Here is a 24,373-nt window from a genome sequence, read left to right as displayed (position 1 = left end):
AATACTCTCCATATACCATACAGTAGGAGAGTATTCGATCTTTTCTATAGTTACTTCTCTTTTCTAACCTGTAAATCCGCAACGATTTGTGGGTGCTCTTTATCAAGTTTATAAAAAAGCAACAAGATTATGGCAATAACACCAACAAACATTGGTACATAAATAAATACTGCTTTAATGGCTGATAATGCTTCCGCAGTTTGAGTAGATTGTCCACCGACGTAACCACCAATCCCCATTAAAACTCCGAGTAACATTCCTCCTATTCCTGTACCAACCTTTTCACCAAACGTCCCAGCACTGAATGTAATTCCTTCATTTCGAATTCCTGTTTTCCATTCCCCATAATCCACTGTATCACCTAGCATAGCAAAACTTGCAGCTAGCATTGGTGCTCCTCCAATCCCTCTTATAATTAATCCCGACATTACTATAGTAAAACTGGTAGGATCGATCATAATGATAAAGGAAGACAATATTGTTACAACAGTTCCTGCGATAGTCAAATCACGTTTGCTAAATTTCTTCATGAGTGGACCCATAAACAGCATCATACCTATAATTGGTAGGAAGGATGCAAATCCCATTGCACCAACATAATTTGAGTCGCCAAGAATGTACTGTGCATAAAAAACATTAACTCCATTTAAACCAGAATTAATAAAGGAAATAAGCATGATACTAATTGTAATCAGCCAATATTTATTCTTAAATAATGTTTTTACTCCTTCTTTAATTGGTATGGTATCCTTCTTATTGTCTTTATCTGTTAGCTCTGAGAACACTCTTTCACGTGTATTCTTAAAGACAAATAGATAAATAGCTATTGCTAAAACTCCATACGTAATCGCCATTAATGTCCATCCCTTTTTCCCATCCCCAAAAAATTCTACTATTGGCAAAGTTAACATTGATACTGCTAATGCTCCGATAAAGCCAAAAGCAGTTCTGAAGACAGAAAGTTGACCACGCTCTATTTGATTTTGTGTGAGTGTTCCAATCATCGAGTTAAATGGTACATTAGTTGCAGTATAAATAAAACTAAGTGCAAGCGTATAGGTTGCAAATGCATATATGATTTTACCTGTATCTCCAAGTTCAGGTGCGCTAAATAATATTATTATAGCTAATCCATATGGTACCGCCATCCATAATAGCCATGGACGCGCCTTTCCATATTTCGATCGAGTTTTGTCCACAAGTAAACCCATTCCTAAGTCAGTTGCACCATCAAAGATACGCGCAATCATGAGCATTGTTCCAACTGTCGCAACTGCAATTCCTGCTATTTCAGTATAAAAATAAATGATAAAGGTATTAGCCGTTGTTATTAATAAATTAGCAGCTAAATTCCCTAAGCCATATGAGAATTTCTCTTTTCCTTTCAATTTTTCATTACTACTTTCTATTACACTATCCTCAAGTTTTTTCTGTTCAGCGTTCATCTCTATCAACTCCTATCTCATTTAGAAATCGGTTACATTTTGGAATGATATATGGTTTAATCTTGATAGAGGCTGCCGTATCCAGCAGCCAGTCAAGATTACCATGGACCTTTTTTCTATTCATTCAATACATCTATAATCGTTGTAATTTCTTGCTCGGTTACAGCTCCACCACTAAAATTAATCAGTCCTCGTAAAGGCAGATAATTAAGCATTGCCTCCATCATTTCCGATTCCTCATTTTGGTCTGCATCCATATTAAAGACGGTGCTCTTTTTAATTAAATCCTTTATAAATGGTTTGGCTTTTGGTCCTAACAAAGGATCTCCCAACAAATCACCTATCGTTGTATTACGATGAATTTTTCGATGTTTATTATTTGCCGATTCAACATATATCTTTTCGGATAATACTATTTCCTTCGAAGATTTCCCAATTAATATATCAAACTCTCCTGATTCCACATACCAATCATGTAAATCTACATCGTAATAAGCAAATGAACGGTAATCTAACATAAATGTAATGGTTTTCTCTTCACCAGGAAGCAATTCTATTTTTTCAAATCCTTTTAATTCTTTTTGAGGACGAGTAACCTTACTCACATTATCTTTTACGTATAATTGAACAATCTCTTTTCCGGAAATGTCTCCGATGTTTTTTACATTAACTTGAACTGTAACATTTTCTGTATCTTTTATTTGCTTCTTTTGAATAATTAAATTGCTATATTCAAAATTTGTATAGCTTAGTCCAAAACCAAATGGAAATAGTGGTTCCACTTCTTTTTTATCATAATAGCGATAGCCAACGTATATCCCTTCTCTATATTCGACACTATCGCCATCTCCTGGAAAGTTCAGATAGGAAGGATTATCCTGTAATTTCATAGGAAATGTTTCAGCTAATTTGCCACTCGGATTCACATCGCCAAATAATAAATCAGCAACTGCCCCTCCCATGGCTTGCCCCCCTAGATAAGCTTCTACTATTCCTTTTGCTTTATTTATCCATGGCATTTCAACCGGTGCCCCATTACTTAATACAATAACTATATTATCTTGTACCTTTGCAATTTCTTCGATTAGTATTCTATGATTTTCTGGAATGGATAAATGGGTTCTGTCATAGCCTTCTGATTCATAGCGTTCAGGTAAACCAACGAATACAATGGCAAGATTTGAATTGGCTGCATTTTCTTTTGCTTCTTCCAACAAATTATCATTAACTCCATCATTATCTAGCTCATAACCATCTGCGTACTGAATTATTACGTTATTTCCAGCACTTTTCTGGATTTCTTCTACAATATTGTCAAGTTTAGTTGGTATGATATGAGAACTTCCGCCCCCCTGATACCTTGGTTTTTTAGCAAGTGAACCAATAACTGAAATAATGCCCTCTTTTTTTAATGGCAGAATTTCATCTTCATTTTTTAACAAAACCATACTTTCTCTTGCAACTTCTCTCGCAAGCTGATGATGTTTATCCTTATCATAATTAGCATTGTCCTTCTTATTATCTATAGCCATAAGGATAACTTTTAAAATTCTTTCAACAGATAGATTTAGCTTTTCTTCAGCAAGAGAACCATTTCGTACTGCTTCCACGATTTTAGCTTCTCCAATGCCGGCACTTGAGGGCATTTCTAGCTCCAACCCAACTTCTAGACCCTTAACGCGTTCATTTACTGCACCCCAGTCAGATACAACAAAACCTTCAAATCCCCACGTATCCCGCAAAACATCTGTTAAGAGATATTCATTTTCGGAAGCAAAACTACCATTTATTTTGTTATAAGCACACATTACAGTCCAAGGCTGAGCTTTTTTAACAGCGTTTTCAAAACTAGCTAAATAAATTTCATGAAGAGTTCTTTCGTCTATTAAAGCATCAGTAGACATTCGACGATGCTCTTGATTATTAGCTGCAAAATGTTTCAGTGACGTTCCAACACCTTGACTTTGCACCCCACTAATATGACTTGCTGCCATTTCAGATGAAAGATATGGATCCTCTGAAAAATATTCGAAATTTCTTCCACAAAGCGGAGATCGTTTTATATTTGCACCAGGTCCCAATAGAATGGCAACATCTTCTGCTTGGCATTCTTCCCCAAGTGCAACCCCAACCTTTTCTATTAACTTTTTATCCCAAGTACTTGCTAATCCCACAGCAGATGGAAAACAAGTTGCTGGTATACTATCAAATAATCCTAGATGATCTGCTCCTTTTTGTTGTTTTCTAAGACCATGTGGACCATCTGTAATCATAATAGAAGGAATACCTAATCTATCAATCCCTTTTATATGCCAAAAGTCTAGTCCTGAACATAAACTTGCTTTTTCCTCTAATGTCATCTTTTCTATTAATGTTTTCAAATCTCTATATAACAATTTAAATCCTCCAAACTTTATTAGAAAACGTTTTCTATATTACTGATTATACGTATCCAATTTTTATAATTATGGTATAATCTTAATAATTCTTGTAATATTTAAAGAATGGATTCGATTACACTCTTGATATTTGAATAAAACCTTTCTCATCCTGGAGGTTATCATGGAATTTAAAAATTTGAATTATATCTGCCAATCGATTCATCCATTATTTGACATCAATCTATCCCTTCTAAATATGAATAAGGAAGTGATTTTTGAATATGGACAACTTGCTGAAAATCCACTTTCCCCTATAAATGAGATGCTTTTTGATCTAGCAATGGAAGAGGAAGACCCAGTAAACTTTCCTGTTTATCGTTCAACTGAGTTATTTGAACACTTTTTTACAATTATTATTCAAAGGAAAAACGAGGAAAAACATTTATTAATCGTTGGACCTACTGTTAATTCAACTATTACGAATGATATGCTAAAACCACTATTAAACGATTCAAGTAATAAATTTAAAAATTTACAAAAGGAAGCGTTATTAAATTACTATAATTCTCTTCCTGTTTTTTCAAATTTAAAATTTCACCAGTTAATGGCTCATCTGTACTACATGATTTATCAAAAAAATTTAGATCCTTATAAAATTATTGAAAACGACCGTTCTCTAAAAATCACTGTACTTACACAAGAGGAACCATACATTAGCATCTCTTCCAGACGGCAAAATTTATCATTTCATCATCCGCTTATATTTGAACAAACACTACTTCAGCACATAACCAGAGGAAGGAAAGAAGATTTTCTAAAAAATTGGAAACTAATTAATCAAGATAATCATTTTGGAATCTTGGCAAAAAGTCACCTGAGGCATAAAAAAAACCTCGCGATATCTGGTATTACTTTAGCAACAAGGGCTGCCATTGATGGAGGACTCCCTTATGAAACGGCATATACATTAAGCGACTTATATATCCAAAATATTGAAGATATAAAAGATAGCCGTAGTGTCGAATCTTATATGATAACAGCAATGAGTGATTTTGCAGAACGTGTCCGAAAAGAGCGACAAATAAAACATTCTAAGCCGATTAATAATTGCTTGAATTATATTTTCAACCATCTTTATGAGGAAATTAATCTAACTTCACTTGGAGAATTAAATGATATGCATCCAAATTACTTGTCTTCTCTATTTAAAAAAGAAGTGGGCATATCACTTTCGGAGTATATACAACGTTCAAAAATTGAGGAAGCTAAGTCTTTGCTTCAGTTCTCGGATTTTTCCATCTCTAAAATTTCAACGCTACTTAATTTCCATGATCAAAGCTATTTTACAAAGACATTTAAAAAATATACAGGTGTTACCCCGAAAAGCTTTCAAAACTTTCAGTTAAAAAAATAATAGCAAAAGATAATAGAAAAAAATTCCCCGATTAAAAGCGCTTATCTAATATAGGTGCCTATATAAATTGACTAGCATCACCACATGAAATACAAAAACAGGTGGAATTGCTTCCGCCTGTTTGCTCTCGTTACTAATCATTAAGACTTCTTTTGTTTTTTTCGAGAAGAATCTGCCTTTGCTCTTCCCGTTTCCTTTTTAGTTGTTCCTTGTCCTTCCGGTTGGGTAGAGCCTAAACCAATTGTTGATGGGTCTGCTTTTCTTTTTGACATACTATTCACCTCCATTGATTAGTTTTCCTTGATTAAATGAAGTTATGTGAACCATTGTAGAAAGAATGATAGAAATCCTCCTGAAACATTATTCGCAGTTATTCGTATTACATTACATAAACATGAAACATACTCATTAAATAAAGAAAACTTCCATCAGTTGGGGTTTTTCCTTAGCGATTTGGATGTTTACTGCCCGTTAAGAGTCAAATAAAACAAGTAATGGATAGAAAGGAGCAGAGCGTGCCATGGACAATCAAACAAACACTAATTCAGTCATTTCGTTAACTTTTGGTATATTATCGTTATTAATTCCCTTCATTGGTCTTATCTTAGGAATTATCAGCATTGTTTATTCGAGAAAAGCAGTTAATGAAATCAACAGAACGAATGAAAATGGGAGAGGTTTTGCAACAGCTGGTTTAATATGTAGTGTAATCGGGATTATTTTCCAACTTTTAACTATATTAGGTATTGTTGCGTTCTTTTCAGTGGCTATTTCGGGGTGAAAATTTTTTGTAAGGAGGCTGGGACAAAACTAAATAACTAATATTTAAAGACGAAAAATTTCTAATTTAGCTCTTAAATAAAGCTACTTTCTCATGATGGTTATCTTTGTTTTTTAATATAGTCAAGTGTAAAAACTAGGTCGTTCCATTGCGCTACAGACGCTCGCTTTCCGCGGGGAGGAAGCTAAGCCTCCTCAGCTGCGGGGTCTCAGCCTTTCCTCTATTTCCCGCAGGAGTCGAGCGTCCTCCGCTCCATTCCACTTCGTTTTTAAACCTTTTTCAAACCAATAAACACGAACACCAATGCATATGAATTGCATAAATGTTCGTGTTTATTATTAGTTGAAATGCTTATGTCCCAGCCTCTTTTTTGAAAGCATATTTTGCATTGATTCCTATTTTTGGCGGTTTGGATAATATCTGCGTTTTTTGGATCATTTCTTTGCTCTCTAAAAAACGAATAAAGCTAAAATAGCCCATTTTCACTTCCAATTGTATCCTCATTCTCTCCATCGACTTTATACTTGTACATAAATTCTTAAAAAAATACAGTCTTTAAATTATATCCATCTTTTCATATAGTTATCACACAGGAACTTAACTGGAGAGGGGTAATTATATGAAAATCGAAGCACCAAAAATTCCAGCAGATTTACCTGCAAGGAATTTTCACGATATTTTATATGAGGAAGATTTAGAGCTAGAAATGTGCCAAGTTCAACATTCAGTCTTTAACGATGAAGTATTAAATAAAGTACGATTATCTAAAATGGTTCTTAAAAATTGCAAATTTATCCACACTGATTTTTCTGGAATCGACATGACAGATGTTATATTTGAAAACTGTGATTTCTCTAACGCGAAAATGAGCATTTCTTCTATACACAAATGTACATTCAGCAATTGTAAATTATTAGGTGTCGATTTTACCGACTCTCGGCTTAGAAATGTTCAATTTAATGATTCTTTATTAAATTTAGCGGCATTTGGGAGCTCCAAATTAGAAAAAGTTCGGTTTCAAGACTCACCAGTAGAATCATCTGATTTTTACGATTGTGGCTTTAAGAACGTTGAATTTAATAAGTGTGTTTTGGACGGGGTAAATTTTGAAAGGACCTCCCTTAATGGAGTCGACATTAGTACATCTACTTTCCAATCATTAATGGTATCTCCATCAGATTTAAGAGGCTGTAAGGTTTCTACTTATCAAGCCATTCAATTTTCTGCTCTATTAGGATTGGAGATTATTGATTGATTAATCATCAAAAGCTCTAGCAAGTCAAAAAATGACTGGCTAGAGCTTTTTCCATTATCCCCAGACCTTCACATAATTCTTCCCTTTTTTCAATGTGCTAATTGGTCCTAACACACTTTTAGCTTCTCGTAATTCGCCTAAATAATCCGTATTAACGGCTACTTCACTTCCATCTGGATTTTCAAAGTCAGCATCCACAATGCGCACTCTTTCAAGTGTTTGCGTTGTTTGCACCTCGCCCAAAATGCTATCAAAGTTCTCTGGGAGTTCTACAGATAAATATACTTCTGTTCCTTCTTCTACTATCTTTAAGCTAGGATTAAATGTATCTTCTACTAATCTTTCCTCTTCCCTTTCAAAAGGTTCCGCACCATTTAAGTAGGCATTACGATTAATATAAACCGGTTGCTCTACTTTATTAAATGATTCATGATCACCGTCCTCTTGGTGAACGGTTTCAATATATTCCTCAAGGGAAGCTGTATAGCCATTATAATGAGCTGTACCAACATCTTCTAGCGTCTCATCTCCAACAAAGATATTATTGTAAAAACGATCATCGCCACCATACGTAACGGCAAAACCTGCTACCTCTGTGCTATGTGGATAATGATATGGTGTCGCACGATCAAGCATTTTACGGTGGACCATTTTTCCGCGAATTAAATTATTAATATATGCTCCACCTTGGGCATGATTATCTAAAGCATAATCTGCTGTTAAAATATTATGATCTACAATATAAGGACCACTACTAACTTCTACGAATAAATCACGATTATTGCGATAATAAAGATTACTGCTTACTCTTGTTCCTTGTGTTTGCCAATCTAGCCATGTTCCTAATGAACAATCATGAATACGATTATGATGTATTTGGACATCAATCGCAGCATGGAGCTTGATACCAGCAATCTCATGGCCGTAAAACTCTCTCTTTAAGGCAATATTATAAATATGATTGTTATAGATTTCGCTAAATACACAGCCTAGATGCCCCACAACACCATTTTGTCCGCAATCATAGATGGTGTTATTTCGCACGATATGGGAGCCAATCTTCTCTTTGCTCCAACCAGCTTGTCTCGCAAGGAAGACAGATTCTAGTTGATATTGATAGCCTGGTTTATCTTTCCGCTTCGTACGATAGTTATTTCCAGTCGAGCCTTCTTTTCCAAGACTTATGCCACTACATTTAGCATCGTGGATGATATTATCTTCAATAATCCAGCCTTTACTCCAATGTGGACCTAATAATCCTGGCTGATCAGCAGTAGGCGGTGTCCATGGTGTTGCTGCTTGAGCCATCTCGAACCCTTTTACCGTTACATAATTAATGCCTGTTTCTTCTGGATAGAAGCAAGCTTTTCGAACATTTATTTCCACTAACTCTTCATTCGGATTATAAGCGTGAAAATTAGCATAAATACTTGTTGTGTCTTCATTCACCTCAGTAAACCAAACATACTCTGTTTGATCAGGATTATGTACAGGAACTACCTTCTTCGTCCAGTGATCTAATACTTCTGTTTGCTTTTGAGGATTTTTAACTTGTTCTAATGTCTCTGCTTCATAAAAAGACTTACCATTTAAGTATACGTCCCCTAAATGTCTGCCTGGATTATAGACAATCCAATCGCCAAATATTTCTTCTTTATAGGGATTATACTCTCCAAAGAATGAGTTTGGGAGTTCCGTTTTCCACACAGTACCTTCTACTTGCTGCCAATTTTGAATGTGCTCAGAGCCTTTAATGACTACTTTTTCACCTTCAGCAGCTTGATAGGTAATTCTTCTTGTATTGCTTAATCCCGAATTTTTCGGTTTTACCCATTCGCGATATTCCCCTTCATGCACAATAACGGTGTCTCCTGCAACCGCAACTGAAGCTGCCTTGTTGATGGTTAAAAATGGATTCTGTGTCGTTCCCTCTCCTAGATCTGAACCATTTTTTGCTACGTGATATTCTACAGCCATCTTTTCTTCCTCCTTCATTGTGACTCTGTCCTCATTATAGAAACTTTAAAAAGTTGTTACTATTCAAAATGTAGTATAATTTAAGACAATATTAGTGTTTTTGGATAGGAGGAAAAGATAGTGGTTTTTTTCGAAAATCACGGCGTAGAAGAAAAAGAATCCTTTGAAACATTCACCCTCATGAATTTCAACTTTCCTCTCCACTTTCATCGTGCCTATGAATTAATCATTGTTAACGAAGGGGAACTATTCGTCCGAGTCGATCAAAAAGAGTATATACTAAAAAAAAATGATGCAGCCTTTATTTTTACGAACCAAATGCATGAATTTAAAACAATCCACCATTCCCATATTAGTGTTGTTATTTTTTCACCTGAATTAATAGGACATTTTTTTATGAATTATAAGGGCTTTATCCCTGATAGCAATGTGATTCATTTAAAGGAAACACCCAATTTGCAAGGGCTCAATTCTATTTATCGTCAAAAAAGTTTTCTTTATGATATATGTGGTAATTTAGTAGAGAACACAAAATTAACACCAGTTGCATACTCCACAAAGATGAAAGTATTTCATAAAATATTGCTTTATGTAGATAACCATTATAGTCAGGATTGCACATTAAAAGCCGTTGCAAAGCATCTGCAATATGATTATGCTTACCTTTCGAAGCTTTTTGTTCATATTACGAACATGACTTTTACCGAATACCTAACCCAATATCGAATATCACAGGCTTGTTATCAGTTAAAAAATAGTCAGCAGCCAATTGGTGAAATTGCAATGAATTGTGGATACAATAATTTGCGATCCTTTCATCGCAATTTTAAAAAAATCACTCGCTTTTCGCCTAGAAAGTATCGAGAGCTCTCATAAGAACATGTATATTATGCAGAATTTATGTACATTTTATAGATACAATACTTAAAGGTGGGATCTCTATGGAAAACGCCTCAAAAAGATTGCAAATATTGATGGGCGACACGTTACAAATACTGGATCATATGAAAGTAGACGCTGACAAGGATACTATGCTTCAGCAAATCAAAAATGATTTACAAGAACAGAATAGCCAAATGGAGAGACTGACAAAATCAGACGAAGAAATCATCAACACTGCGATTTCCATGACACAAAGCTTGGATAGAATAAACAATCTAGTCCAACAATTAGAAGCGAGTTTAATGGAGGATTATCAAGCATCAACAGGAGGCATTGATGAATATCAACATATGTCCATTGATGAGCAAAGGGAACAGCCTGAAAGCTATCATGATAAGATTGATTACTTAAGTGCCGTAAAGATCCGAGAAAATATAAATCGAATGAATGAAGTACTACTCAGCATAAGATCTTAATAATATTTATAAATGGAGAGAGGGGAAATTCCATGCCATTCGTTATAACTTCACCATGTATGCATGAAAAAGCAGGGGATTGTGTAGATGTTTGTCCTGTTGATTGTATCGCAAAGGGAGAAGATCAATTCTATATTGATCCAGATATTTGTATTGATTGTGGTGCATGTGAAGCAGTATGTCCTGTTTCCGCCATTTATCATGAAGAAGAAGTACCTCCGGAAGAGCAAGCCTATATCCAGAAGGCGATTGATTTTTACAAAACATATGAAGGTTAAAGAGAAACAAATCAACTTTCTTTTGGTTGATTTGTTTTTTTGTTATTTTTATTTTTAATGTTACAGAATTGCTTCATTCCACTCTCGATTTTAATATTGTCATAGAACCATTTTTTCACAACACCAAAAACCTTACCAGAAATTTTCTAGCAAGGTTCTTCATTAAATCTTTCTATTTAGGTCAAGCACCTAATCTAATCGGATTAAAGAACTTAAGCTCCTTCTTTTTCCAGGTTAGCATCTATTTCTTCTTTTAACTTATTCACTTCATCTTCAATTTCAGCTGGAATATATTTCGATTTATTCAAGTATGTCTGGCTTAATGAATAATCTGGAACTGCTTTAAACGCATTTGCTAGAAAATAAAAATTCACTTGAGCATCGCTGCCAAGACTAATTGTTTCATCAATAATTGTTTGGTAGTCGCCTTTTTCTAATAAGCTAATATATTTCTTGTCTTCATCTGTTAATTCTTTTGCTTTTGTTTCTTCGTTTGCATTACTCTCTTCTTTTACTACTTCTTCTTTTTTCTCATCTGCTGCATTTCCACATCCTGCAAGCAAGAATAGGAACGCTACCATAAATAGAGAAAGATATCTCATTTAAAACATCTCCTTATATACATATAATATAATTATTATTCTAAAAAATGTTATTGCTTATGTAACCTATGTAGATACTTAAATAAAAAATAGAATCATATCACTTCTTAGATTGTTGCGTATTATTAGAAAACTTAGAATATTATTCATTACCAGCAGAATAACAAACGAAATAATCCCTCACAAAAAGGCTTGACTGGAACATTTTAGCATACTCATTTTGTTATATCAATATATTATGATTTATTTATTAATTCTAAAAAATTAATTAATCATTCTATTAAACTAGCTATTATTTCCCCAAAAATAAAAACAGTACTCCTTCATAAAAGGAAGAAGCACTGTTTGTCATTTAAAATTCTATAATTCTTGACCGTTAGTAGCAATTACCTGTTTGTACCAGTCAAACGATTTTTTCTTTGATCTTTTTAATGTGCCATTTCCATAATCATCTTGGTCTACATAGATAAAGCCATATCGTTTGGACATTTCAGAAGTACCTGCAGAAATTAGGTCAATACATCCCCAGCTTGTATAGCCGATTAAATCAACTCCATCTTTGATTGCCTCTTTCATCTGCTCAATATGTGCTTTCATATAGGCAATGCGATAATCATCATTAATAGAGCCATCGTCTTCTACCTTATCATATGCTCCTAATCCATTTTCCACGATAAATAATGGCACTTGATAGCGATCATACATTTTCTTTAACGTAATACGTAATCCTTTCGGGTCGATCTGCCATCCCCAATCAGATGATTCTAAATACGGATTTTTCACTCCAGAGAAGAAGTTTCCTTTTTCCTTTAATTTATCTGGTGCTCCACTCGCAACCATAGACATGTAGTAACTAAATGATAGGAAGTCTACTGTGTGTTGTAAAAGCAGTTCCTCATCTCCTGGCAGCATATCTATCTGAATATCATTTTCCTCAAAGTAGCTTAGCATAAAGCTTGGATAGTATCCGCGCACTTGAACATCCGTGAAAAATAAATTCTTCTGATCCTCTTCTAATGCGGCTAACACATCATCTGGATTACATGTTTCTGGATAGACTTCCATTCGTGCTAGCATACAACCAATCTGTGCATCTGGAATAATATCATGACATGCTTTTACCGCTCTTGAACTTGCTACAAATTGATGATGCAAGGCTTGATAAATGGCTTGTTCCTTATTCTCTACTTCCTCAATTAAAATACCACTACCGATATATGGAGAAAGAGTCGAAATATTAATCTCATTAAAAGTTAGCCAATATTTCACCTTGTCTTTATAACGATTAAAGACTGTTTCGGCATAATGGACAAAGAAATCAACTAAACGACGATCCAGCCATCCATTGTATTTTTGCACAAGATTCAATGGAATTTCATAATGTGATAGCGTCACTAATGGCTCAATTCCATATTTAGCTAACTCGTCAAATACTTTATCATAAAAGGCTAATCCCTCTTCATTTGGTTCTAAATCGTCCCCATTTGGAAAAATACGTGGCCAAGAGATAGACATACGGAAAGTTTTAAAGCCCATCTCTGCAAAAAGAGCGATGTCTTCTTTGTAGCGATGATAAAAATCAATCCCGCGACGTTTTGGAAAGTTATCTCCCTCTTCACCAGCTAATAGTGCTTCTAATTCAGCTTTGCTTTTGACATCCATTTCGATATCATTGCCACGTTCTTCTTTTGGAACGAATGTAACCATATCAAAGACAGACAAGCCCTTCCCACCTTCGTTATAAGCACCTTCTAATTGATTGGCAGCTGTAGCTCCCCCCCATAAAAACCCTTCTGGAAATCCACTTTTCTTCATTTATAATATCCTCCCTTTTTCTAATCTCTATAGATAATGATACGCTTACAAAAGGGAAAAAACTGGTCTCTTTTAGACCAGTTTTAAGCAGGATATTGCTTTTGATATTGATAAACGAGCACATCAAATAACCGTAATAACGTATAGCTGCTAACTTCACTATTTTCGATTTCTCCACAGCGTAAGACCTCATCAAAAACATATTTATATCGCTCTGAATCCGAAAATGTAATCAATAATTTCTTTCCGTTTGCTTCCTTTATTTTATCATTTATAGCCAACTCTTCTGTGAGGATATTCCCTTGGATAGAAATCGTGATAATCATATCCTCCTCTGTTAAATGAGCCAAAGCCTCCAGCTGTTTAAAGAAATTGGTATTGCATTCACATAGCTTTCCAAGAAGAAATAATTGTTTTTGAAGCTCCATCGCTTGAATTTGATGTTTTTCAAAGCCCAAAATAACAATCCTTTTAGATTCATGAATTTTTTGGATAATCCGTTCTAGTTGTTCCTTTGAGATACTTTCAATAATCTCCACATTTTCCTTAAGTTTTGATTCAAATGAATCTGCATTCAACTGTTTTTCTCTCGCCTCGTACATTCCACCTTGAAAAGCAACACTGTTTCGCAGATTGGAAAAATTACGAAAGCCTATTCGCTTACAAAAACGATTTATCGTAGAAGGGGCAACATTACATACTTCCGCAGCCATCTCTAAAGAATATCCTTCGATTTGATGGATATTTTCAAGAAAACTATTGGCAATAGAATAATTGATATCCTTTTCCAGAGAATTATTTATGTACGCTAAAAGTGTATAAATTAACTGTTCCAAAATTTCCACCTCAGGATGATCGTATCATATTTTTGTAGGGATGGTTAGGGATTTGAAAGTTTGATAAGTAATTGTTAGATTCCCACCTTCTAATAAAAATTCAAAATAATTTATTTTGTGTATATTTTATGAATATTCTTGTTATATTATTTACTTTTTTTCTAATTGTACTAAATTAGCACTAACATACAGAAATGGAAAGAATTAAAATGACATAACTTTAAATATTCCTACTGGAAGGTGACTCAATTGTTAAAAAATATAAATAAAAAATGGATAATCATATTTATCTTTCTACTACCATTTGCTGCATTTGAAAATACCTTTAAAGCATTTGTTTTTAAAGAAGTTTTCGATTATTTTGAAGCAGCGAATAAACTTCCTCTTGTAAATTTAATCATCTTTACCATTAGCGGCTATTTTTTGATTATGATTAGTCAAACATTATATAACTTTACTGTACATCAAATAATTTTTATGAATATTACAGGCTTAAAACAAAGAATTTTCAAAGTTTTTATTCATTCAGATGATTTACTTCAAGAAAAGAATACTGCATCCTATGTTTCCTTTTTATTAAACGATTTAAAATTGGTTCAAACTAACTATTATGACTCCATATTAAAAATTATCTTAAACCTAATTATTTTTTTAATATCTATTAGCGCTATTTTTTTTCTTAATAGTACGATGGCTATTCTATTAATAGTAGTATTTATCATTCCTAGTCTAGTACCACAATTATTAAAAAAAAGAATTGTTGACCAAACAGAAGACTGGACAAATAAAAATGAAATTTATACTGGAAAAGTGAAGGATGCTTTTACAGGTATAGATACTATTCGAGGATACGGTATGGAAAAGCGAATGACTGATGATCATTTTACATATAATTCAACGGTAGAAAGAAGTTTTACGGCATTAAACAATTGGCGTGTACTCTCAGATAATATTGTAGGTTTTTTTGGGCTTTGTGGCTTTTTCTTTGTTAATCTATATGGAATAATCCTCGCCACTCGAGGAGATATCACTATTGGAACAGTTCTTGCCATTATTCAGCTTTCTAATACGGTTATTGCTCCAGCACTTGATTCATTGGAGGAGTATAATAAGATATTAAATACAAAAAAAATTTGCGATAGAATACAAGAATTCATGACGAAAACACCCGATATAACTACTAATCATCAAGCAATCCCTTTTAAAGATTCATTAACATGCGAGAGTCTTACCTACAAAATAGGAGATAAAATGATTCTTTCTGATTTAAACCTTGAAATAAAAAAAGGGAAAAAAATTCTTATTACTGGTCCTTCTGGTTCAGGGAAAAGTACCTTATTGAAAATACTTCAAAAGAGAATTCAAAATTATCAAGGTACGATAAAACTTGATGGTGTAAACTTTCTAGATGTTGATGCAATTTCTTTTTATAAAACCGTATCCATGATTAATCAAAAGCCGTTCTTATTTGATGATACGCTTCGAAATAATATAATACTTGGAGAGAAATACAGTGAAGCAGATATTTTGAATGCCTGTTATCGGGCTGGACTAACCGAAGTGATTTTTGATAAAGGGTTAGATTATAGAGTTGGAGAAGATGGGAAGAATTTATCTGGTGGACAGAGACAACGCATTGAAATAGCTCGAGCCTTTTTAAGAAATCGTGAAATCCTTCTTATGGATGAAGCGACATCCTCTTTAGATAGGGAAACTGCTAAGGAAATCGAGCAAATAATCTTACTAGATAAAGAATTAACTGTTGTTTCTGTTTCTCATCATTTGGAAAAAGCAAACTTATCTGTTTATGACGAAATTATTGTTTTGATAGATGGGAATATAGTAGAATTCGGCTCATTCGAACAACTTATGCACAGACCACATTCCTATGTGCATTTCTTAGCATGATTAGGAAGAAAATCAGAAACAAATATTTATTTAATGAAGGAAAAAGAGAAAGGGCAATAATTTGCTCTTTTTTTATTGATTTTACGAGCCCCCTCATTTGACTACTTGACTTAAACCGTAGTTTAAGTCGTATACTAGTTCTGTCGACAATGAATGGAGGTCTCCGAATGAAATTTTGTCATATCAGTGATGCATCAGCTAAATTTAATATTCCTGAATCAACGATAAGATATTATGAAAAGCAAGGACTGCTTCCATTAATAGAACGTGATGAAGCTGGAAGGCGGTTATTTTCAGAAAATCAAATGGAACTCCTCGGAACAGTTATCTGTTTAAAGAATACGCATATGCCTATAAAAAAGATTAAACAATATATTGATTGGATTATAGAAGGAGATAGCACCATTCAGCTACGACTTGCAATGATGGAAAATCATAAGCAAGATGTAGTTGCTGAAATATCGTTAATGGAGGAATCCCTAAAAGGAATTGATGTAAAAATAGCACGGTATACGAAAAAGATAGAGGAAAGTATATAGGAAGAAATTTAGTAGCTATATAAAGAGTATAAAATAATTCGAAAAGAGGAATCCAAATGAAACTCTCAACCAATACTATTCTAATTACAGGTGGAAGCGCCGGGATCGGATTAGCTTTTGCAGAACGGTTTATCAAAGCAGGAAATACAGTTATTGTTTGTGGTCGCCGAGAAGATGTACTTCAACAGGTGAAAGAAAAATTTCCTAGCCTCATTACATATGTGAGCGATCTAGCAGTAGAAGCTGACCGTATCGCACTATTCGATTGGGTAACAGCGAACTATCCAGAAATAAATGTGTTAGTCAACAACGCAGGAATTCAACAACGTTTTAATGTGTTAAAAGCAGACGCTAAGAATGATTGGAGCTATTTTAACAAAGAAATCACTATTAATATGGAAGCTTCTATCCATCTGTCTATGTTGTTTGCGGCCTATTTTTCAGAAAAAGAAAAGGCGACCATTGTTAATGTAACATCAGGCTTAGCCTTTACACCGATGGTAATTGCTCCAATTTATTCAGCAACCAAAGCGGCAATGCATTCTTTCACCATGAGTTTAAGACACCAGCTTTCTGACACTTCTGTAGAAGTAATCGAAGTTGCACCTCCAGCGGTGAATACAGATTTAGGCGGTGCCGGCTTACATACTAGTGGTGAACCATTAGATGCCTTTGCCGATGGAATTTTCCAAGGATTAGAAGAAGGAAAGATGGAGATTGGATATGGTAGTTCTGTCGATCGCTTGCGCATGTCACGTGATGAATTGGATAAGCATGTGGAAAATATGTATAATGCCATGAAAAAGACGATAGAGTAAATTGTATATTATTATTGTTAGAAAAAAACTCATCGAGATTGATGAGTTTTTTCTAGCAAGTTAAATTCTATATCCTAACTTCTCCATTCTTTTTTCCAGTCAAAAACATTACTAAACCAAATTATATTGCTCCGTTTATCTAGACCCATATTGGTATCCCGTTGTCTCATCTTGATATTAAATATTCTTTATTAGTTACCATTTACGTTTTTCTTCAACCAAGTTACTTTTGAATTCAAATATCTCTTCTCTTTAAAAAAAGTTTATCCTTATTTACTTCAATTCAACATATGTATTATCAAATTTAAACAAAATCATTTAAGAACAACTACGGAAATAAGTCTGCCTTCCTGTCCTCGTCTTATATGGATAACCTTTTATAGCTCTTCTGTAACATGCGAATTTATTTTTTAGTATAGAACTGATATTTTATGTTTTTGTAGATGCTCTAGTTCTATTTTTGATAATGGTTTGTCTAATATCATATAATCAATATCTGAGCAATTTAAGCTTTGATGTAAATATTTCTGATTTAATTTTTCATGCGTTACCATAAGAACAACTTCTTTTGAACGTTTTCTGAAGGACTGCTTAATTAATGCTTCACCCTCTGTTAATTCGGTTGCACCTACAGTAAAATCAAAGCCACGACAAGAAACAAATGCTAAATCAACATTATAAGTTAATGCATCATGATATGCTTTAGACCCATTAACTGTAAACCGCTTAGGAACAATTGATCCACCCAGAATATTCACTTTTGCTGATGTATACTCAGATAATAAACTTGCTGTAATTACACCATTTGTAATCACTTGTAACCCTTCAAACTTGTTTAATTGATGAACCAAATGCAATGCTGTACTACTTGAATCAATAAATAGATTCATATCATTATGAAGCAATTCCTTTGCCAATTTTGCCATTCTTTCTTTTTCTTTATCATCATTAAACTTATCTACTTTCATTAAATAAGGAATATCAATTTTTTGCCGGTCAATAATTACCGCCCCACCACGAGTTCTTCTAATTAATCCTTGGTTTTCTAATTCTATTAAGTCACGCTTTATCGTTGCTTCACTATAGTTTAATAATCCAGCTAAATCAATAGTCTTCATAAAGCTTTCTAATTTTAAATGATTAACAATTTTATCTTGTCTTTCCTTTTGTATTGCTGTTGTCATTCTTCTATCTCCTTTCAACAGAACTGATTTTTACTATTAATCTAGTTGAAAAGCATTAATTGGCATGAACATAAATGTCCATACCAATTAAGAATATTTTAATACAAATCGGCCTTATTTACTGTGTTCAAGATATTTAATTTATGACGAACAACTTCCTTCACCTTCTCATTTGGACGAATATAAACTTGATTTGGCTCATACATTCCTGGATTTTCTGTTAAGACATGAAGAATTTCATTAAAAAATACGCTCTTCAAATCAGATGATAAATTCACTTTACCTACTCCATATTTAACCGATTCAATCACTTCAGAATCCGGATTGCCCGAGCCACCATGTAATACAAATGGAATATCAATTCGTTCGTTTAATTCCTTTAGTAATGGGATATTAAGTTTTGGATTAACTCCTTTTGGATATAGTCCATGAGCTGTTCCAATTGCAACGGCTAAAGTATCTATGCCTGTTCGTTTGACAAAATCAACCGCTTGATCTGGTTCAGTATAAATTATTTGATTTGATCCGCCTTCATACGAACCATTATTTCCAATAGTTCCTAATTCGGCTTCAACTGAAACATTCACTTTATGTGCCAATTCTACCACAGCTCTTGTTATTTCTACATTCTCTTCATAATCAGATAGCGAAGCATCAATCATTACTGAAGTATAGCCATTTCTGATTGCTCTTAACACATCATCTATACTTCCTCCATGATCCATATGGATTACAACAGGAACTTTACTGTATAATGCATATTCTCGAACCGTAGCAATAAACTTATCTCCTAAATAAGCGATTTCATCTGGGTGAATTTCAATAATTACAGGAGCATTCTGTTCTTCTACCTCTTCCATAATAGTCTTCAACATATCAAAACTACAAATATTAAAAGCTGGTACAGCAAACTGATTTTCCTTTGCTACTTTTAGTAAATCCTTCATTGTATATAACATTTTATGCAATCCCTTCTTTGTTTTCTAATTCACTAGATATTTTCTTATCTTTTTTAACCGGTGTTTTCTTTAGTAACCCTACTGTGATAGCTGTAACAAGTGTACCTGCTACTAATGCAAGAAAATACATTGGTAGATTACTAATGACATTTGGTATAAACATGACCCATACTCCACCATGTGGTGCCATGGAAGTCACGCCTGATGCCATTGATATAGAGGCAGCAACAGCTGATCCGGCCATTAAACTTGGAATGACCCTGATAGGATCAGCGACTGCAAAAGGAATTGCTCCTTCGGTAATATAAGAAGCACCCAAAATCCAGCAAGACTTTCCAGAAGTTCTTTCTTCCTCATTAAACTTATGTTTAAATATTATTGTGGCAAGTGCTAATCCAAGTGGAGGTGTCATTCCTGCTATCATGCAAGCAGCTATCGGTGCATTAACACCTGCAGACATTAATCCAATAGAAAAAGTTGAAATTGATTTATTAATTGGTCCACCCATATCTGCAGCCATCATTAATCCTATTAATAATCCAAACACGAGTCCTGAGGTTTCTCCTAGTCCATTTAAAAAGTTTGTCAATACATTTAATAACCAAGAAATTGGTGTATCAATTAAAAACACCATCGACAGCCCTACGACAGTAATTGCTACTAGTGGCACAACAATTAACTGGTAAATAGCTTGAAACGACTTTTTAACATTTATTTTATTTGCTATTTTATCCGTGATATAACCTGCTACTAATCCACCTATCATTCCACCTAAAAAACCCGAACCTCCAGCCACAGCTAATGTACCAGCTACTAATCCTGGCGCAAATCCTGCTCTCCCTGCGAATGATACTGCGATTCCTGCTGCTAAAGCTGGTACCATTAATGCAAAAGCAGTGTCTCCACCTATTTTTGATAAGGCGCCAGCAATTACATTGTATTGATCACTACTAGAATCCGATGCCTCAATACCAAAAGCAAAGCTTATTGCTATTAGAATTCCTCCTGCAATGACAAATGGAAGCATATAGTTAACACCGTTCATGAAATGATTATACAAACTCTTCTTATTCTCAGAATTCTGTGATGTATTATTGTTACTCCCTTGTTGAATATAGGTTCCTTTTCCATTAATAGCCTCCTCAATTACAAGATGAGGTTCCTTAATAGCTCTTGCTGTAGAGACTTTTTTTATCTTTTTCCCAACGAATCTGTCTAATTCAACTATCTTATCAATAGCAAGTATTATAACATCCGCCTCTTCTATTTCAGCAGCCGAAAGTACATGTTCTGTCTTTACACCTTGTGTCTCAAATTTCGTTGCATATCCTTTTTCTATTGCAGTTCTCTGTAACTTTTCTGCAGCCATATAGGTATGTGCAATTCCTGTCGGACAAGATGTTACACCAACAATTTTCATAATGAACTCCCTCCTCTATTCATTAATAAACTTTGTATATCCTCTGCATCTCTTGCTTGTTTTAATTCCAATTTAAAGTCCTTATTCATCAGCTTCCTTGCTAAATAGCTAAGTATATTCAAATGAATATCACTTGCTCTTTCAGGCACAGCTAACATAAAAACATATTCAATCAGTGAACCATCTAGTGCAACATAATCTTTTATTTTCCCAGTATGAGCGAAAACGATCACCGGGTTTGTTACTGCTTTACTCTTAGCATGTGGTATGCCAAAGCCATCTTCAATACCAGTTGATGACTCCTTTTCTCTTCTTTCTAAATCCTTTATAAAACGTTTCTTATTTGAAATATAACCATTATGTTCAAGTGTACTAGCTAGACGAGAAAACAAATCCTTTTTCGATTGAATTGTTGAATCAAACAAAATACAATTCGTATCTATCATGGATGAGATATCCATTGTCCCCCCTCCTTTACTAAAGGTAAGCGCTTACCTTTTCGAAATGATTTTATCACCATGCACCAAATAGTTCAATGAAATGAACGAAAGTTGACATGATAGCTTTTTTACTTACCAAATAGTCATTTAAATGATTATTTCCGTTCATTATTTTTTTCAACTATTATATAATTGGGGTATTTTTATTGTGAAAAAAAATAAACAAATATATCCATTTATAGAGATATGGCTTAATTAATATACCTATTGCTATCAAGAAAAAAGTTATTTTAAAAAAAGCAATCGCGATATAACGATACAATAATACCGAAATATCAGGATTGCTTTTTTTCTATAGTAAATATATTTTTTCCTCTACCTCATGCTTCTCATATTAAGCTTTAATCATGAACCTCTTTCCTAAGTTTTGATTCTTTCATTCTTCTCCAAAACACTTGGATTAGCAACAAATTTCGGTTCCTCTCCATATAAGAACTTAATAACATTTTGTGCAACAGTAGTCGCCATAATATAATTACTTTCCCTTGTTGTTCCACCTACATGTGGGGTGAGAAGGACATTAGATAAGCTTATTAATTTACTATCGTTCGGTATTGGCTCTACTTCAAATACATCAAGGGCAGCTCCTGCGATTTTATTGGCTGATAAAATCGTGTATAAATCCTCTTGATTAATGACAGCCCCTCTTGCTGTATTAATGATATATGCTGTTGGTTTCATCAAGGATAATAACGCATTATCAATGGAATATTTCGTTTCTTCATTTAATGGAATATGTATAGATAAAAAGTCAGACTCAGCGAATACTTTCTTGATATCGTCGGTAATTTCAACTTCAAGATCATTCGCTTTTTTCTGTTTAGTAGGATTAACCTCTCTTACCCAAGCTGACACTTTCATATCTAACCCATACACTAATCGTTTTGCTACCTCTTGTGCAATGCTTCCAAAACCTATTAGCCCCACTTTCTTCCCTTTTAATTCTTGGGTACTTATTCGATTCCTCGCATCAAAATTTCCTTTTTCCATTTCTTTATGAAAGCTTAGAAGGGACTTACTTAATGCCATGATAAACATTACCGTATGCTCTGCAGTGGAAACTTTATTTACGGAAGGTGCATGTAATACTGGAATCCCAACCTTTGTAGCATATGTGACATCAATATTATCAAGTCCCACTCCTGCACCAGAAATCACTTTTAATTGAGGATTCGCATCGATTACCTCTTTCTCTATTCTTGCTGGTGCTCTTAAAACTACTGCATCCACATCTTTAACTAGTTCACATAAATTTTCTACACTATAATTATCTGTTCTTATAACCTCTGCCTTACTTTTTAAGATTTCCTCAGCTGCTTCATGATACATCGGTAATATTTGTAGCACTTTAGGTTTGTTCATCTGTAATACCTCCTTATTAGTTAGTTTTTATTTCCTGTGAAATAGTAATAAAATTCCCTTTCCTTGCTTTCCGGTACAAACTGGATTTTTCTATTCTTAATCATTTTATCAAACTATTTTGTCTTTTATTGAAAATGATTAGACAACGTTTCTCTTCTTCCAAAAAAAACAGGTACTTTCTCACTCGAAAGTACCTGTTTTACAGAAAAGCTCTATTTCATTAATTATGCGTAACATGCTTTGGTGTATTTACCTTTAAAGAAGCTTTTCGAACTAATACATAGTAGGATAAGAAGGCTAATAAGCTTGATGCGAAGATGATAATGCCCATCGGTACAGCTGTATGTTCTCCTCCAATTCCTACTAATGGTGCTGTTAGTGACCCTAGTAAGAATGGTAATAAGCCTAATAACGCAGAAGCACTTCCTGCTATATGCCCCTTTGTTTCCATCGCTAATGAGAAAGATGATGTACCAATAATACTGATTGAAGTTACGAATAGGAAAATAGGTATCGCAACAGCTAGTAATGGTGCATGTAGTAAAATCGCGATTACTAAAAGAATAGAAGCTGACATAGAAAGAGCTAAACCGCTCTTCAAGAATGTTTTTTCAGAAAATCTAGATAATCGACCAACGAGTTGCGTTCCGATAATTAAACCGACCCCATTTATTCCAAACAATAAGCTAAAGACTTGAGGGGAAACGCCGTAAATATTTTGGTAAACAAAAGAAATACCAGATACATAGGCAAAGATTCCTGCAGTAGTGAAACCTTGAGTAAATGCATAACCGGCAAATTCACGGTCTCTTAATAACGAACCGAAATTCATGACTACTTGTTTCATATTGCTTGGTACGCGCTTTTCAGTTGGTAACGTTTCTTCTAATTTAAAGGAAACGACTACAGTCAAAATGGCGCCAACACATGTTAAAACAAGAAAAACCACTTTCCAATTTGCAAAAGAAAGAATAGCCCCACCGATAATTGGCGCAACAATTGGACCTAGGTTACCAATCAGCATCAATGTAGCAAAAAACTTTGTTAATTCTCTTCCACTATAAAGATCTCGAACCACCGCTCTTGAAATAACAAGACCACCGGCTGCTGCAAATCCTTGTATGAAACGAGCAGCAATCAACATAGAGATATTTGGTGCTATTGCACACACTAAAGAAGAAAGTAGATACAAGCCAAGAAAAATAAGCAATGGCTTACGACGGCCCTGTACATCACTCATTGGTCCAATAATTAACTGGCCTAAACCCAGTCCTAACAAGCAAGTCGTTAAACTAACTTGCACAAGGGATGCACTCGTGTGAAAATCTTCTACAATAGTTGGAAACGCAGGTAAATATGTATCTATTGTAAATGGACCTAATAGGGATAGTGATCCCAATAGAAAAGCAATTTGTAGCCTTTTAGTATTTGTTAATGTATTCAATTTTCTATCGCCTTCCTACAGTAAATTTTCTGTATCCTTTCGTATGACCTTAAAAAAATGCTTCTTTCAAAGAAGGAAGCATTCGTTGCTTTACATA

General features: G+C 34.2%; 23 protein-coding genes. 9 read left to right on the top strand and 14 right to left on the bottom strand.

From position 1 onward, the window contains the following. Nucleotides 1-50: 50 nt before the first annotated feature. Nucleotides 51-1,445, bottom strand: a complete 1,395-nt coding sequence (locus AB3U99_RS05390) for an MFS transporter (protein WP_400246099.1) — start codon at nucleotides 1,443-1,445, stop codon at nucleotides 51-53. Nucleotides 1,446-1,561: 116 nt separating this feature from the next. Next, nucleotides 1,562-3,805, bottom strand: a complete 2,244-nt coding sequence (locus tag AB3U99_RS05385) for a glycoside hydrolase family 3 C-terminal domain-containing protein (RefSeq protein ID WP_400247966.1) — start codon at nucleotides 3,803-3,805, stop codon at nucleotides 1,562-1,564. Nucleotides 3,806-4,007: 202 nt separating this feature from the next. Here AB3U99_RS05385 and AB3U99_RS05380 point away from each other — a divergent pair, with 202 nt between their 5' ends. After that, nucleotides 4,008-5,240: a helix-turn-helix domain-containing protein gene (locus AB3U99_RS05380; protein ID WP_400246097.1), complete on the top strand. Its 1,233-nt coding sequence runs from the start codon at nucleotides 4,008-4,010 to the stop codon at nucleotides 5,238-5,240. A gap of 140 nt (nucleotides 5,241-5,380) precedes the next feature. Here the strand turns inward: AB3U99_RS05380 and AB3U99_RS05375 are convergent, their stop codons facing one another. Next, entirely contained in the window at nucleotides 5,381-5,512 is a 132-nt protein-coding gene (locus tag AB3U99_RS05375; RefSeq protein WP_400246095.1) for a YuzL family protein, read from the bottom strand. Between the two features lie 248 nt (nucleotides 5,513-5,760). On the opposite strand from AB3U99_RS05375, the gene AB3U99_RS05370 reads away from it, so the two are divergent. Further along, nucleotides 5,761-6,021, top strand: a complete 261-nt coding sequence (locus AB3U99_RS05370; RefSeq protein ID WP_400246094.1) for a DUF4190 domain-containing protein — start codon at nucleotides 5,761-5,763, stop codon at nucleotides 6,019-6,021. 351 nt (nucleotides 6,022-6,372) lie between these two features. Here AB3U99_RS05370 and AB3U99_RS05365 read toward each other — a convergent pair whose 3' ends face one another. Beyond that, complete coding sequence (locus AB3U99_RS05365) at nucleotides 6,373-6,513, bottom strand: hypothetical protein (RefSeq protein ID WP_400246092.1); 141 nt, start codon at nucleotides 6,511-6,513, stop codon at nucleotides 6,373-6,375. A 127-nt stretch (nucleotides 6,514-6,640) separates the two neighbouring features. Between AB3U99_RS05365 and AB3U99_RS05360 the strand changes: the two genes are divergently transcribed. Beyond that, the gene (locus tag AB3U99_RS05360; protein ID WP_400246090.1) at nucleotides 6,641-7,276 is read left to right on the top strand and encodes a pentapeptide repeat-containing protein; all 636 of its coding nucleotides are present in this window, start codon (nucleotides 6,641-6,643) and stop codon (nucleotides 7,274-7,276) included. Nucleotides 7,277-7,330: 54 nt separating this feature from the next. Here AB3U99_RS05360 and AB3U99_RS05355 read toward each other — a convergent pair whose 3' ends face one another. Beyond that, the gene (locus AB3U99_RS05355) at nucleotides 7,331-9,253 is read right to left on the bottom strand and encodes a right-handed parallel beta-helix repeat-containing protein (protein ID WP_400246088.1); all 1,923 of its coding nucleotides are present in this window, start codon (nucleotides 9,251-9,253) and stop codon (nucleotides 7,331-7,333) included. A 120-nt stretch (nucleotides 9,254-9,373) separates the two neighbouring features. Here AB3U99_RS05355 and AB3U99_RS05350 point away from each other — a divergent pair, with 120 nt between their 5' ends. From AB3U99_RS05350 to AB3U99_RS05340, 3 genes are all read left to right on the top strand, one after another. Continuing rightward, nucleotides 9,374-10,129: a helix-turn-helix domain-containing protein gene (locus AB3U99_RS05350; protein WP_400246086.1), complete on the top strand. Its 756-nt coding sequence runs from the start codon at nucleotides 9,374-9,376 to the stop codon at nucleotides 10,127-10,129. Nucleotides 10,130-10,194: 65 nt separating this feature from the next. Beyond that, nucleotides 10,195-10,611, top strand: a complete 417-nt coding sequence (locus AB3U99_RS05345; protein WP_400246084.1) for a hypothetical protein — start codon at nucleotides 10,195-10,197, stop codon at nucleotides 10,609-10,611. A 32-nt stretch (nucleotides 10,612-10,643) separates the two neighbouring features. Then, nucleotides 10,644-10,889: an indolepyruvate ferredoxin oxidoreductase subunit alpha gene (locus AB3U99_RS05340; protein WP_048718056.1), complete on the top strand. Its 246-nt coding sequence runs from the start codon at nucleotides 10,644-10,646 to the stop codon at nucleotides 10,887-10,889. Nucleotides 10,890-11,101: 212 nt separating this feature from the next. Here the strand turns inward: AB3U99_RS05340 and AB3U99_RS05335 are convergent, their stop codons facing one another. From AB3U99_RS05335 to AB3U99_RS05325, 3 genes are all read right to left on the bottom strand, one after another. Beyond that, nucleotides 11,102-11,491 (bottom strand): hypothetical protein, encoded by a 390-nt coding sequence (locus tag AB3U99_RS05335; protein ID WP_400246082.1) that lies wholly within the window; start codon nucleotides 11,489-11,491, stop codon nucleotides 11,102-11,104. A 360-nt stretch (nucleotides 11,492-11,851) separates the two neighbouring features. Then, nucleotides 11,852-13,306 carry a glycoside hydrolase family 1 protein gene (locus tag AB3U99_RS05330; protein ID WP_400246080.1) on the bottom strand — a complete coding sequence of 485 codons (1,455 nt, stop codon included), beginning with the start codon at nucleotides 13,304-13,306 and terminating at the stop codon, nucleotides 11,852-11,854. Between the two features lie 83 nt (nucleotides 13,307-13,389). Further along, nucleotides 13,390-14,142, bottom strand: coding sequence for a MurR/RpiR family transcriptional regulator (locus AB3U99_RS05325; protein ID WP_400246078.1), 753 nt, complete (start codon nucleotides 14,140-14,142; stop codon nucleotides 13,390-13,392). Nucleotides 14,143-14,391: 249 nt separating this feature from the next. Here AB3U99_RS05325 and AB3U99_RS05320 point away from each other — a divergent pair, with 249 nt between their 5' ends. The 3 genes from AB3U99_RS05320 (at nucleotide 14,392) to AB3U99_RS05310 (ending at nucleotide 17,407) form a co-directional block, all read left to right on the top strand. After that, nucleotides 14,392-16,050 (top strand): ABC transporter ATP-binding protein, encoded by a 1,659-nt coding sequence (locus tag AB3U99_RS05320; protein WP_400246076.1) that lies wholly within the window; start codon nucleotides 14,392-14,394, stop codon nucleotides 16,048-16,050. Nucleotides 16,051-16,217: 167 nt separating this feature from the next. Further along, on the top strand, nucleotides 16,218-16,589 hold the full coding sequence (locus AB3U99_RS05315) for a MerR family transcriptional regulator (RefSeq protein WP_312096141.1): 372 nt from the start codon (nucleotides 16,218-16,220) through the stop codon (nucleotides 16,587-16,589). 56 nt (nucleotides 16,590-16,645) lie between these two features. Further along, on the top strand, nucleotides 16,646-17,407 hold the full coding sequence (locus AB3U99_RS05310; protein ID WP_400246074.1) for an SDR family oxidoreductase: 762 nt from the start codon (nucleotides 16,646-16,648) through the stop codon (nucleotides 17,405-17,407). Nucleotides 17,408-17,817: 410 nt separating this feature from the next. On the opposite strand, the gene AB3U99_RS05305 is transcribed toward AB3U99_RS05310, so the two are convergent. The 6 genes from AB3U99_RS05305 to AB3U99_RS05280 form a co-directional block, all read right to left on the bottom strand. Further along, a complete protein-coding gene (locus AB3U99_RS05305) occupies nucleotides 17,818-18,591 on the bottom strand; it encodes a DeoR/GlpR family DNA-binding transcription regulator (RefSeq protein ID WP_400246072.1) in 774 nt (257 codons plus the stop codon). Nucleotides 18,592-18,689: 98 nt separating this feature from the next. Next, nucleotides 18,690-19,550, bottom strand: a complete 861-nt coding sequence (locus AB3U99_RS05300; RefSeq protein WP_400246070.1) for a ketose-bisphosphate aldolase — start codon at nucleotides 19,548-19,550, stop codon at nucleotides 18,690-18,692. A 1-nt stretch (nucleotide 19,551) separates the two neighbouring features. Beyond that, entirely contained in the window at nucleotides 19,552-20,970 is a 1,419-nt protein-coding gene (locus AB3U99_RS05295) for a PTS fructose transporter subunit IIC (protein ID WP_400246068.1), read from the bottom strand. Beyond that, a complete protein-coding gene (locus tag AB3U99_RS05290) occupies nucleotides 20,967-21,431 on the bottom strand; it encodes a PTS sugar transporter subunit IIA (RefSeq protein WP_400246066.1) in 465 nt (154 codons plus the stop codon). Before AB3U99_RS05290 ends, AB3U99_RS05295 begins: the two co-directional genes overlap by 4 nt. 399 nt (nucleotides 21,432-21,830) lie before the next feature. After that, complete coding sequence (locus AB3U99_RS05285) at nucleotides 21,831-22,832, bottom strand: NAD(P)-dependent oxidoreductase (protein ID WP_400246064.1); 1,002 nt, start codon at nucleotides 22,830-22,832, stop codon at nucleotides 21,831-21,833. Nucleotides 22,833-23,052: 220 nt separating this feature from the next. Beyond that, nucleotides 23,053-24,276, bottom strand: a complete 1,224-nt coding sequence (locus AB3U99_RS05280; RefSeq protein WP_400246062.1) for a Bcr/CflA family multidrug efflux MFS transporter — start codon at nucleotides 24,274-24,276, stop codon at nucleotides 23,053-23,055. Between the last annotated feature and the right edge of the window lie 97 nt (nucleotides 24,277-24,373).

The organism is Niallia tiangongensis, from assembly GCF_044704065.1.
In the GTDB taxonomy this organism is placed as follows: domain Bacteria; phylum Bacillota; class Bacilli; order Bacillales; family Cytobacillaceae; genus Niallia; species Niallia tiangongensis.
Note: the sequence above shows the minus strand (reverse complement) of the source record. Positions and strands in the feature narration are given on the sequence as shown.